Origin of the sequence: Chitinophaga sp., assembly GCF_036566945.1 — a bacterium.
Taxonomy (GTDB): Bacteria; Bacteroidota; Bacteroidia; order Chitinophagales; family Chitinophagaceae; genus Chitinophaga.
This window is the reverse complement of the sequence record NZ_DATCVJ010000290.1, coordinates 1-12,396: the sequence shown is the minus strand read 5'-3', so window position 1 is coordinate 12,396 and position 12,396 is coordinate 1. Positions and strand designations below refer to the sequence as shown.

Here is a 12,396-nt window from a genome sequence, read left to right as displayed (position 1 = left end):
ATTTTTCAGGTTGATGGTATTGGAGAGTTGCCTGATATCATCCAATCTGCGATCAGCTACTTTTTTATCAATTGATTTTTTAAACTTCTCGATCTTCTCATAAAAGGCCGCATTGATGTTAAAGAAGTAGCCAATATATTGCTCCTTAATTTTATTTGCATCCGATAACTTATCATTAGTATCTGCCAGCTGGCGGTTGATCGCCTGTTCTTTTTCATGTGCAGCCGAAATCACCAGCTGTGCTGCCTTTAATCGTTTCACCTGTTTATAAATGATGACACCGAGGCCAATCACCAGCAACAACAGCAGGGTAACGGTAACGGCATAACGTAGCAGCACTTTCTTCTGACTCTCCACGATGCTGATTTTCTCTGCTTCAATTAATGGCAGAATAGCACTGACCTGTACCTTCCGTTGACGTGCTCCATAAAAAGTAGCTTCTGCAATCGCCTGTTCAATACATACAGACGCATTTTTCACATCATTCTTTTTATATAATAAATTAGCCAGAATAAAAGTGGCAGAAGTTTCCTTGGTAGACGTTTTAATATCTGCAATAGCTGCAAGGATCAGCAATTCTATCGCTTTATCATCGTCGCCCTGCTTGGTATAGAATACACTCAGCGTAGAAGCAGTAACCGCAATTTCATGGAGCGACAATGTTTTACGATTCAACAGCGACTGGAAATATACCAGCGCAGTATCATTACGGCCGGTCTTCAATGCTTTTAACCCGGTGTAATAAATATAATCGTAACTGTTAGTGGGCCAGAGGGCCAGTGCGGAGTCTATATAGGTGCCGGCCCGGATGGTATATAAGGGGGTGTAAAAAGTATCTTTATTAAAATCTCCCAAATCATAGTAAAAGCGTGCCATCAATGCATAGTAACCTGCTTTGTTACTATCTGCCAGTTGCGCCGCATGAATGCCGGCCAGCGTTTCCGCTGTTTCCTTATACATGCCGGACGATAACAGGGTAAAGGAAAGTTTTACGCGGGTGTCCATCAGTAACGCATCATCCCGCAGTACCCTCGCTATTTCCTCCATTTTGCGGGCATAACTATAAGCAGAGTCGTATTTATAGATCTTATACGCTTCGAACAAACTGGCGTAGAGATGGTAGCGTTTGTGCAAATCACTTTCTGCCGGGGAAGATGCTGCCAATAGCTGCAGGCTGTCGATTTCCCGCTGCTTCGCCTGGTCATACACATTTGCCTGCGCGATAACCTGGTTGAGTGCAGGCAAAGACGCCTTCAGGGACTGAGTGTATCCTTTCACAAAAAAAAGGCATACTACGTGGAACAGCAGGATTCGTTTCATCGCTGATGTAGGGATTTTCGATGTTGGAATTTTGGAATATTGTTTCTTAGATCCGGTCGAGATCCACCTGGGTGAATTCGGACTGTATTATAGAAACAATATTCCAAAATTCCAACATCAGGAAAACCCGGGCAACTACTTACGATAGGGCTTTATTGTTTTTAATTGTGCCGTTGTGGCGGGCACCAGGCTGATGGCGACGCCGCCACCGCTGGCCAACTTGAGTGATAACGTGGTATGTTGATTTGCAATAAAGGAACGGATCGTATAGGCCTCCGGGTTACGGTACCAATCGGCATCAGGGGCATCGGCATACATGGTCACCACGTATTGCTTCCCTTCATCCAGGAACGACAAACTTGTTTCCAGCTGCCGGCTGTTTTCATCGGTGATAGCACCCAAATACCAATTGTCACTCCCCTTGCCCTTCCGGGCAATGCTGATATAATCACCTGGCTCTGCTGCCAGTATGCGGGTATCGTCCCAGTCTACCGGCACTTCCCGGATAAACTGAAACGCATCGGGATGCAGTGCATAGTTTTCCGGTAAATCTGCCGCCATTTGCAGGGGAGAATACAAGGTCACATATAAAGCCAGCTGTTTGGCCAGGGTTGTATGTACCCTTTTGGTCGAATCCCAGCTGCTATAACCGGTTAATTTGAAGATACCGGGGGTATAGTCCATCGGGCCGCCGATCAGGCGCGTAAAGGGCAGAATGGTTTCATGTTCCGGCCGGTTGCCATTGGCAAAGGCATTGTACTCATTGCCCCTCCCCGCTTCACTGGCCATCCAGTTAGGCCAGGTACGCTGCAAGCCTGTAGGCCGCATCGGCTCGTGGGCATCTACCATTACCTGGTACTGCGCCGCTTTGGTGGCCACCCGCTGATAATGATTCACCATCCACTGCCCGTCATGATGCTCCCCACGCGGAATAATCCGACCTACATAACCCGTTTTTACCGCCGGATAACCAAACTGCTTCATAAACCGAAACGCCGTATCCAGCTGTCGCTCATAGTCGGTAGCAGCACCGGAAGTTTCATTATGCATGATCAGCTGCACGCCCTTATTAGCCGCATATGCCTGTAATCCTTTTACATCAAAATCAGGATAAGGCGTTACATAATCAAATACATTTTCTTTCCAGTTACCAAACCAGTCTTCCCAACCAGTATCCCAACCTTCTACCAGCACACCGGGAATATGATTGGCAGCAGCAAAGTCGATATACCGCTTTACATTATCATTGTTCGCACCATGTTTTCCACTGGGCGTCGTATGCCTGGCATCTGCGGCATAACTCCAGGTACTTTTGCCGGTCTGCATTTCCCACCATACGCCCACGTATTTCATGGGCTTTATCCAGTCCGTTTGTGCAATCGCCGACGGCTCATTGAGATTAAGGATCATTTTACTGCTGAGGATATCCGCTGCCTTATCCGATACCATCACGGTTCTCCAGGGCGTAGTGCAGGGTGTATGCAGATAGGCCATATTGCCCACGGCATCCGGCACCAGGCTGCTGCGAAGGGTAAAGCCGGCCGTATCTACATGCAGCTGCATGGCGGAGTAATTCACCAGTGCCGCTTCATGAATGTTGATATACAAGCCATCACTGGTTTTCAGCATCAACGGTGTTTGCACGGCATGTTCATCCGGCGCCACCCGCACTGCTATAGCCGTGGAAGCGGCTACCATGTCACGGTTGTTGATGGCACTCAGCTTTGAGGTCGTATACTCGTATTCGTTAGTATCATAGTCGCCGGGAATCCAGAAGGCAGTATGATCTCCCGACAGCTGAAAATCAGTGCGCTCTTCTTTCACGACAAAATAATTCAGGGTCGGTTGTTCGGGAAATTCATACCGGAACCCTACCCCATCCGCAAATACGCGGAATACAATATCCAGCAACAATGCATCCTTTTGCAGATGCACCGTCAATTGCTGATAATGATTACGAATACGGTTTACTTCTCCCCATACCGGTGTCCAGCTTTCATCCACTTCTTTTTTTTCATTGGCAAGGAGCTTGAAATTTTTATAAAAGACGCTGTCTTCCTGCAATACAAATCCCATGGCGGAGGGTTTCACGATTACCCGTTCTCCGAGGTGCACTGCATATCGTGGCGTACCATGTTGATCCAATGCAAATGTCAGCTTTACTTTGTCCTGCTGTACTGTCAATTCCTGTGCACGCCCCTGCTGCATGGCAAGTAGCAGCAGGAAGCAGGTGCAGATGTGTCTGAATATCATAAATAGTAGTTAGATGAATACGCTGAATGATGATGGCCTGCGATCATGGCGTTGGCGTGGCGTTCACCGGTGACAATAGGTAACTGGATAAACAGGGAACAACGTAACTGCTTCCTGCCAGGATGTTGGTAGTAGTGCTTTTTCATAACCGGGAATTAGATGATAACGGGAAGTGAATGATTCACGCATCAAAAAAATAACTATCTCCACGGAGCGGCAACTAATATTCGGAGAATATAAAAAATATAAGGGGATTTAGAGAGATATGAACCGCAATGTATTGACTGTCAAATCAAATATTTACATTACAGTTATTTATATATAATAAATACCAAAGGAAAATACGGCTTATTAATAGGCTCTGTCAGTGGTATACCGCACCAATTCTTCCAGCGCGGCGCGAACAGGTGAAGGGGGAAAAGTATAGAGCAACTGGAAAGCTTCATCGCGGTAGGCCATCATTTTTTCGGTGGCATATTGTAACCCACCGGATTGATTCACTACGTTTACCACAAAATTGACTTTGTCTTTATCGGTATGCTGGTGCTTTACTATATGAAGGATCTTTTTCTTTAACACAGGGTCCGCGTGTTGGACGGTGTATATAAGCGGCAGCGTTACTTTCTTCTCTTTAATATCATTGCCGGTAGGTTTACCCACATCTGCCTTACCATAGTCAAACAGGTCGTCCTTTAATTGAAAGGCCATTCCTACTTTTTGACCAAAGTCGTGCAGCAACTGTATGGTAGCCGGATTGCCGGAGGTGGAAGAGGCGCCCGCAGCGCAGGCCGCCGCCAGGAAGGAGGCTGTCTTGGCATTGATCAGCTCAAAATAATCGGCTTCTTCAAAACTCAGTTTATTCGCTTTGGTCATCTGCAATAACTCGCCTTCAATCATTTGCTGTATGGCAGCGGAGTAAATTTTCAGCAAACCGGGATCATTGTTATCAAGTGCCAGCAATACACCTTTGGTAAACAGCTGGTCACCCACCATCACGGATACACGATTTTTCCAGAGCGCATTCACAGAAAAGGCGCTACGCCTTTTCATGGCATCATCTACCATATCATCATGCACCAGCGACGCAGTATGCAGCATTTCTACCAACAGGGCCGCCCGGTAGCTGCCCTCATTAATAGTACCACACAAACGGGCACAGAGCAACACGAACATAGGCCGCATCTGTTTGCCTTTATGCGCAGCAATATCGGCCATGATCCTGTTCAGCAACTCCACATCGCTTTGCATGGCGTGATTGAATATTTCCTCAAACCGTTGTAATTCGCTACCTATCGTTTCCCTGGCTAACTGCATGTAATTGATCACTATGAATGGGGCCGAAATTACTACATCTCCACGAAAATCTCCCTGGACGGCTACTTTATTTTTCTTTCCAGGAAAAAGTCAAACCCTATCCTGCCCCCGCCAAATATAAAAAGGGTAAACAGCATCACGATATAATAAAGAGGAATTTCGAAGCCATTATCACCGGCGGCAAAACCGTTACTCCAGTGTACAGTTGCAATGGCGATGATCATACTAAAAATAAGAGGCAGGGTAATATAACGCACAAACAATCCGAGGGTCAGCAGTATTACACCGGCTACTTCTGTAACACCTACCAGGTAGGCGCTCACATACGGCAAAGGGATGTGTAAGGTACCAAACCAGTCGCCAATGCCATGGATATCACTCCATTTCATTTTTGCCGGCAGGTAAAAACCATAAGCCAATACCAGCCGCATCAGCAATAACGGCAGGTCTTTCAAGGCCGATAAACGGCGGGCCAAAACAGCGTAGGTGCGCATATGTCATATTTGAAATCCCAGCACAAAATGTTGCTGCTGCATCTGTTTCAAAAAGTTCAACGTATCCTGTTCCAGTGTGTCCGTATCCGTTATGCCAAGCTGAGGTGCATATTCCAGTATATCCTTCACCGTTATCCCCATCACCAGCTGCTCTGTTAAAAAAGCCAGCCAGGGCGATATATCTGTAAATTCCACATTGCCGGTATCCGGATGACGGTATAACAACACAAAGTAAATGCCTTTATTCGCCAGCAGTGCTTTGGGCTTCGCCATCAAATGAACCGGGTAAGAGAAAGACAATAGCCGATGTTCGGGATTCAGTACCAGCGGCATTTCCAGCCAATCACCCGTTAAAGTAAATGATGGGGCAGGCACATCTTCCATGTTATACACCTCCATTTCAGCCCATTCAAAGGCGAGGAGATCATTCAGAAAAGGCAGCTGGTATTCATCTTCCCAATTATGCTCTACTGCATACGTGTAAAACTCCAGGGGAAGTTTCCACACCTGGTACGACTGGCAGGCATGACAGGCGAAAAAAGTTTTCACCATCGCATTCCATTTCCGCGTGGGAATATTTTTATACGCAATCGGAAAGGCACTTTCCATGGTATCATTGATCATATTGAAAACCATGCGGCGGTAGTGTTTCAGCCGAGCAGGCGCTACGCCGGGCAGCGTCACTTTTTCTCCTGTTCTGCAATAAGCAGAAAAAGTTTGCTGTATATGATAGGTGTCAGGCAACAAGTTCATTTTTCAATTTCCATTGTTTGTGACAAATACTTTTCAATCTTGATAATTCTCCCTGCAGTTCCGCCATTTCCGGTATATTAAAATCTCTTTCGAGCAATACCGGTACGGGTTGCAGATGTTGTAAGGTCCATTCAAACAAATCATATACCGGGTCTATAATCGGTTCACCATGCGTATCTATAATCAGATCCGGCGCCACCTGCTCATGGCCCGCCATATGGATATAGGCGACTTTGTCCAGCGGCAATTGTTGAATAAATGCTTTGGCATCGTATTGATGATTGAAAGCATTTACGTAAATATTATTGACATCCAGCAGCAACTGACAGCCGGATTGTTTCACTACTTCTTTGATAAAATCCACCTCACTCATTTCTGCTGCCACCGGTGTATAATAAGATACTATTTCCATTACCAGCGGGCGTTGCAGATAATCCTGCACCTGCTGTATACGTGCCGAAATATGCTTTACAGCATCCATTCTGAATGGAATAGGCAGCAGGTCATACATATGCGCATTATCACATTTGGAATAGCTCAGGTGCTCTGAATATAACTGTACTTTATATTCGTTGAGAAAGGCTTTGATGTATTGTAAAAATTCCTTGTTCAGTTCTTCCGGGCTGCCTATTGACAGGGAAAGACCGTGGCATAAGACCGGATATTTTTCCACCACACGGTGTAATATCTTCTTCCAGTAACCACCTATGTTCATCCAGTTTTCAGGCGCAAACTCAATAAAGTCCGGCCTGATATGTTCACCGCTGATTAATGCTTCGGCAAACTCTCTGCGAAAACCTACACCTACCATGATCGTACTGTTTAACGGGTGTTAAGGTAAAAAATAGTGAAAGGCCGGCGTTGCGTACCATACCGGCCTTTTCAGCTATTAAAATAATTACTGACCAGCTTTGGTAGAGTCGCTTTTAGGTTTGCTACTCTTTTTACCTTTCTTATTACCACATTTGCCTTCTCCACATTTACCCTGACCGCATTTACCATCCTTTGACTTACCTGCAGAAGCACTATCTTTTTTTGCACCGCAAGACAGTTCAATAGTATTAGCTGCAGTAGCATTACCGGTTAAAGCATCTCTCACAGCAGCACCGGAACCAAGGTTAGTATAACTAACTGGTTTTGCAGATACCTGCAGCGCAGCCAAACCCAGTATAGCACTGGCAACGAGAGATCCGGAAAATAAAATTTTGTTGTTTTTCATTTTTGAAGATTTAAAAACCGAGTGAAAAAAATATGTGTTTGATAGATAGACGTGGTGATGAGGAAATCCTTACAGGTACTTCAAATTATTTTTTCATTTTTTCCGCAATCATCATTTCCCATTTCAATTTCAGTGACTCATCCGGGAGTATATCCGTTTGCGTTACAAATCCATCGAGATGCTGATCTATGGCCTTGCTCTGCTTTGCATAGCGCCGGCAATAAATACATATTAACAAATGCAGTCGTAAGCCCATTTTCTGCAGTAGTGGCAATGATTCCTGTTGTAACTGCTTTTCCACCAGCAGCGTAGCTTCTTTGCAACAAGGCATCCAGTTGGTATGTGTATGTTGTCCCATTGTCAATTACTGAACCAGTTTTTTTCCAGGCAACCTCTTAATTGTAGTTTTGCCCGATGAACAATCACCCAGTAGTTGGACGCCGTAATAGACAATTCCTTACAAATTTCAGTGGATTCTTTTTCTTCCAGGTATTTCCCGTTAAATATCTTCTTACCCATCTCACTCAACTTATCCATGCAGGCGCGTAGTATACTGTAAAAGTCCGTTTGCTCCTGTTTGCTGCTAATCTCCGTTACCCAGGCTTTGGGAGCCATTTCTTTGCGCCAGTGTCCCTTTTCATTAAAAAAGAAATGATGCGGGTCACTATCCCCTGTTTTCTCCTCATCTATACTTGTCGTAATAGGGACTTTTCCGGATTTCCTAAAGTGATCTGTTATTTTATTTTTCAGAATGGCCATCAGCCAGGTCTTCTCACTGCTTTCACCACGGAATTGCGCTGTTGCCTGCAATGCGCTCAAAAAAGTATCCTGTACCAGGTCTTGTGCCAGCCCGCTGTCCGATAATTTTATAAACGCAAATCTGTATAGTTCATCTGCGTATAACTTTACCCACTCAGTAGGATTACAGGTTACCATAGATTGTTGTACTGTTGAGTCAGTGGCTTCTACCCTCATAAACTGGTTTTTCAATATAGTTGCTGTAAAAGCTTACGGAAATTTAGCTTTTTTAGTTTTCTTTTCAGCCCAAAAAAATGTTAAAGGCGGATAACCGGCAGCTAAGGAATGGTAAATGGCAGCGGATGGATAGCCACTTTTCAGCATTTTGTACTATTTTTGATATGTACCCAATGAAATATGAATTAAACTCGGCCCATGAAAAATGAAATGTCACCTGTAACGTCCGTTTACTTTGTTACATTGTTAAAGGCATATTTACGTGGTACTAAAACAAGACTGGAGGTATTAGAGGAGCTACGCGGTGTGACCCCAGTGCAGCACAAAGACGAAGATGTACACACGGAAATAAGCAGGCTGCTGTTTAAGACCGCCAGTGAATTAAACGAAAACTTTTACCAGGAAATAGTGGCAGCTATTTCCCAGGCTACAGATACCACCCCCAGCCGGGAAGGCGTAATACACCAGCTGGAAGCGATGCTCACCGGCTTTATTACGCCGCAGCAACTGTTCGACTGGGCTACCTGGCATAATGAACCCGATGCGGAAGACGGCGCCGGCTTCTTTAGTGATATCGCCGTAGATTATTTCTGTACCCAATTGCTGCCCACCTCCTTCGGGGAACTCACCATTAGCCATTATAAACAAGCCCTGAAAATATTCCTTTCCGGCACACACAACAGCCTGAAAGATAAGGTGGCACTGGTGCTCTTATCTGAAAAAGAAAGACAACGCTTCTTATTTTACCTGGGTGATTATATCCAGGGACATACTTCCCCGGAACAACTGGACGTATACCTGCTTCATAAATTTGGTATGGACCATCACTCCTTTCCTTATATGGCTTCCCTCTCTGCTATCATGCACGATCCTGGCAAATTGCCGGCACTGCTGCACATGGCGGCCATGGATGATGATTAAGCAATAATTACCTGATCACGTCCATTACATGAATGGTCCGGTTTTCTCCACTTACAATATCAGTGGTATAAGTAACAACTTTATCTCCATTACTGTATTCCAGTAACATTTCCAGTGGCATCGCTACCGGTGGATATGTACCGGCAATCAACATCGATGCTATCTGATCTTTATAGTATTCCGGCATAAATGCATAACCCGGAAACAGGGTATGCGGCTGTAAAGGCACCCACACCCGCGCGCCCACGAGGGCATGACTCGTTACTTTCAACTGGCTGGAGTCCGTCTTAACATTATCAGCCTCATATTCTTCACAGGCCACACCCGCAATTACTTTTTTTGCACCCGTCTTCACCAGCTGGTTTAAATAGCCGGTTTCTCCCGGATACACCGGCTCCATGGTGGTCAGGTCCAGTTTCTCTTTATCGCCGCTCCCTGTTTGGTGGATAGCCGTGATACTGAGTTGCGACCCTTTGATAAAATCTGCATAAAACTGGTAACGCGCTCCCGTACTCTTACTCAGCAGATGTATCGCCATTCGGGGCGCCGCACTGCTGTAGTAAATTACAATCTGCTCTCCCCCATTTATCACCAGCTGATTCCCTTGCCAGGCTTCCATTTCCTGGTATACCGCAATGTCAAATTCAAATACGGAATCTATCGTTACCTGCTCATCTCCACCAATAATCAATGATGGATTCCCCGTAGCCGGCGACGGATGGCTATCCTCATAGGGGCTTTCTTCCGGCGAAGTATCTGCTTTGGCCGTAGTAAGACTACGGACTTTATCTTTCATTTTTTTCAGGAACTGGGCTTGTGTAACGGTGGTGCATAGGATCAGCCACCCCAGCAGGAATACCCGCTTGTTCATAGGAATAGATTTATCGTCCTAATGTACGGTAAATTATTTTAATATGAAGCGGAAGGCGGAAAGCATAAAGCAAAAAGCCATTGCAGCGGATGATTGACGCGTAGTCGCTCTTGTGATCCGCTACAATGGCTTTTTGCTTTATGCTTTCCGCTTTCCGCTTAGCCAACCATCAGGCTACATCCTCTCAGCGCCGAATTATCCAGCCGGCCTAATACTTCAAAACGGCCGTCCGCATGCATTCGGCCAATGTCTTCTGTGGCAATGAAAGCGCAGGAGTATATATTCGCAAGGTCTATCACGTTCATCACGCCGGCGCCTTTGCCCACAGTAATCTGGAAAGGATCATTTTCATCCCGCAACAGTACCTTCATCCAGGGCGGTGTTTCAAACATCCCATCTCCTTTGGAATAGGCCTGGGATAACAACTCCGTCATGCCATATTCGGCATGGATAGTAGCTGCTCCCAGTCTTTCTTTCAGAAAATGATGCACTTCCTGCCGGGTCCATTCTTCCCGACGGCCTTTCATGCCACCCGTTTCCATCACGATGGTATTTTTCAGCTGCAGGGTATACTGCTCTGCAAAGTCGAGTAAACCGAAAGTCACACCTATCAGCAATACCTTCTGCCCACGGGCTTCCAATGCCTGCAGATGATGAAACAACTTATCATGCTCATACAAATAAAAGCCACTTTCAGTATGATGGCTGCGCTCCGCCATTTCCTGCACCATCCGCACCAGGGAAGAATGCTGCCGCTCCAGGTAGGAAGGCAACAGCCCCAGGACCACGTAATCGCTTACCGGTCCGTAAAACTGTTCGAAGGCCGTCATGAAACTTTGGGTATAGATAGCCGACGACTTTACCAGGTGACGGCTATTCACCGTTTGGGTAGTACCACTGCTTTCAAACACCAGTTCCGGCTCAAATGTGCCGCTTACCACGGTATGGGATTTAAAAAATTGTATAGGCAGATAGGGAATTTCTAAGATACTTTTCACCGAAGCAGGTGATATATGCAGGGCATCCGTATAGGCACGGTACAAGTCATTCTCCCGGTACTGATACCGGAAAACCTCCAGGGCGGCGGACTCCAGCCCGCTTTCCTGCAATGAAAAAATATATTCCGGTGATACCGCGGTCATGTAAATCTGGCTTTAAAATCAAACAAAGTTAGGGAGAAGAATAAATCTAGCCGCAGTAAGTAACAATTGTCATAAAAAAACGTTTGTAAGAAGATGTATTGTGACCACTGAATATTTGTATATTTCGTAAATTAATGTACGTTTGTTTTATGAAGAAAATTCTGTTTTTGTTCCTGGTGGCTGGTTTGTTCTATGCCTGTAAAAAGGACAATGTGGGCACAAAGCCTGTCATTAGTTTTTTAAATTATGACGTTCCTTCTGTGGATAGCTTTACCCAGGTGCTAAACGTAACCTTCAAAGTACAGGATGGCGATGGAGATATAGAAAACTTTGTCGGATTCAGGCTCAATTACACACAAGCAGTTGATCCACCGCTGACAGATAGCTTTACCCTTGCCACCATGCCACCTATCGGTAGCAATAAGGGTAACAGCGTAAACGCACAAGTGACCATTAACATGACAACGGACCGGTTCAAGTTATGGAACGAAGACGGCGGTCTGGCCCCTGATAGTCTCTGGTATACCGCTTTTGTTCTCGATAATGCCGGTCATTCCAGTGATACCATCAACACCCCCAAAATCCCGATTTATAAGACAAGACACTGATTACAAAATATCTTACATTTACAACATACCAAGGATTCCTTAACAGGAATCCTTTTATTTTTAGCTTTACCTTTCATTTTTAGCATATGAATAAGATAGAAGAATTACAGGCAAAAATGGCCGAGGCAATGTTGGGTGGTGGAGAAGTACGCATTGCATCACAGCATAAAAAGGGCAAACTGACCGCCCGTGAAAGGTTGCAACTCCTCATGGATGAAGGGTCTTTCGAGGAACTGGATATGCTGGTCACCAACCGTAACCGCGGCCTCACCGCCGACCAGGAGCAGTTCCTTGGCGATGGCGTGGTAACTGGCTATGGTACTATCAACGGAAGACTCACCTACGTGTTCTCACAGGACTTCACCGTATATGGCGGTAGTTTATCTGAACCCCATGCCCGTAAAATCTGTAAGGTGATGGATCTTGCCATGCAAAACGGCGCCCCCCTCATTGGATTGAACGATAGCGGAGGTGCCAGAATTCAGGAAGGCGTGGTAAGTCTGGGTGGTTATGCCGATATCTTCTA

The 12,396-nt window shown here is 45.6% G+C and carries 15 protein-coding genes; 3 read left to right on the top strand and 12 right to left on the bottom strand.

Annotated elements, in window-relative coordinates; all coding sequences use genetic code 11:
- The 10 genes from VIP81_RS08645 to VIP81_RS08600 form a co-directional block, all read right to left on the bottom strand.
- The coding region (locus VIP81_RS08645; protein WP_331958511.1) for a DUF6377 domain-containing protein at nt 1-1,320 on the bottom strand (1,320 nt) is incomplete at its 3' end.
- Between the two features lie 135 nt (nt 1,321-1,455).
- Nucleotides 1,456-3,573, bottom strand: coding sequence for a glycoside hydrolase family 97 protein (locus VIP81_RS08640; RefSeq protein ID WP_331958508.1), 2,118 nt, complete (start codon nt 3,571-3,573; stop codon nt 1,456-1,458).
- Entirely contained in the window at nt 3,570-3,719 is a 150-nt protein-coding gene (locus VIP81_RS08635) for a hypothetical protein (protein WP_331958505.1), read from the bottom strand. The genes VIP81_RS08640 and VIP81_RS08635 overlap by 4 nt, the downstream gene beginning before the upstream one ends.
- Before the next feature lie 205 nt (nt 3,720-3,924).
- Nucleotides 3,925-4,887 (bottom strand): polyprenyl synthetase family protein, encoded by a 963-nt coding sequence (locus tag VIP81_RS08630; protein ID WP_331958502.1) that lies wholly within the window; start codon nt 4,885-4,887, stop codon nt 3,925-3,927.
- 62 nt (nt 4,888-4,949) lie between these two features.
- Nucleotides 4,950-5,381 carry a DoxX family protein gene (locus VIP81_RS08625; RefSeq protein ID WP_331958499.1) on the bottom strand — a complete coding sequence of 144 codons (432 nt, stop codon included), beginning with the start codon at nt 5,379-5,381 and terminating at the stop codon, nt 4,950-4,952.
- 3 nt (nt 5,382-5,384) lie between these two features.
- Nucleotides 5,385-6,134, bottom strand: a complete 750-nt coding sequence (locus VIP81_RS08620) for a DNA-binding domain-containing protein (RefSeq protein WP_331958497.1) — start codon at nt 6,132-6,134, stop codon at nt 5,385-5,387.
- Nucleotides 6,118-6,945 (bottom strand): DUF692 domain-containing protein, encoded by an 828-nt coding sequence (locus tag VIP81_RS08615; RefSeq protein ID WP_331958494.1) that lies wholly within the window; start codon nt 6,943-6,945, stop codon nt 6,118-6,120. The genes VIP81_RS08620 and VIP81_RS08615 overlap by 17 nt, the downstream gene beginning before the upstream one ends.
- Nucleotides 6,946-7,032: 87 nt before the next feature.
- Nucleotides 7,033-7,353: a hypothetical protein gene (locus tag VIP81_RS08610; RefSeq protein ID WP_331958491.1), complete on the bottom strand. Its 321-nt coding sequence runs from the start codon at nt 7,351-7,353 to the stop codon at nt 7,033-7,035.
- A gap of 85 nt (nt 7,354-7,438) precedes the next feature.
- On the bottom strand, nt 7,439-7,711 hold the full coding sequence (locus tag VIP81_RS08605; protein WP_331958487.1) for a hypothetical protein: 273 nt from the start codon (nt 7,709-7,711) through the stop codon (nt 7,439-7,441).
- 2 nt (nt 7,712-7,713) lie between these two features.
- Entirely contained in the window at nt 7,714-8,328 is a 615-nt protein-coding gene (locus tag VIP81_RS08600) for a sigma-70 family RNA polymerase sigma factor (RefSeq protein ID WP_331958484.1), read from the bottom strand.
- A gap of 198 nt (nt 8,329-8,526) precedes the next feature.
- On the opposite strand from VIP81_RS08600, the gene VIP81_RS08595 reads away from it, so the two are divergent.
- Nucleotides 8,527-9,249: a hypothetical protein gene (locus VIP81_RS08595; RefSeq protein WP_331958481.1), complete on the top strand. Its 723-nt coding sequence runs from the start codon at nt 8,527-8,529 to the stop codon at nt 9,247-9,249.
- Nucleotides 9,250-9,256: 7 nt separating this feature from the next.
- On the opposite strand, the gene VIP81_RS08590 is transcribed toward VIP81_RS08595, so the two are convergent.
- Together VIP81_RS08590 and VIP81_RS08585 are read right to left on the bottom strand one after the other, a co-directional pair.
- Complete coding sequence (locus VIP81_RS08590; RefSeq protein ID WP_331958478.1) at nt 9,257-10,120, bottom strand: hypothetical protein; 864 nt, start codon at nt 10,118-10,120, stop codon at nt 9,257-9,259.
- A gap of 158 nt (nt 10,121-10,278) precedes the next feature.
- Entirely contained in the window at nt 10,279-11,262 is a 984-nt protein-coding gene (locus VIP81_RS08585; RefSeq protein WP_331958475.1) for an acyl transferase, read from the bottom strand.
- A gap of 149 nt (nt 11,263-11,411) precedes the next feature.
- On the opposite strand from VIP81_RS08585, the gene VIP81_RS08580 reads away from it, so the two are divergent.
- Both VIP81_RS08580 and VIP81_RS08575 read left to right on the top strand, forming a co-directional pair.
- Nucleotides 11,412-11,870, top strand: coding sequence for a hypothetical protein (locus VIP81_RS08580; RefSeq protein ID WP_331958472.1), 459 nt, complete (start codon nt 11,412-11,414; stop codon nt 11,868-11,870).
- Between the two features lie 86 nt (nt 11,871-11,956).
- A partial coding sequence (locus tag VIP81_RS08575; RefSeq protein ID WP_331958469.1) for a carboxyl transferase domain-containing protein occupies nt 11,957-12,396 on the top strand: 440 nt, incomplete at its 3' end.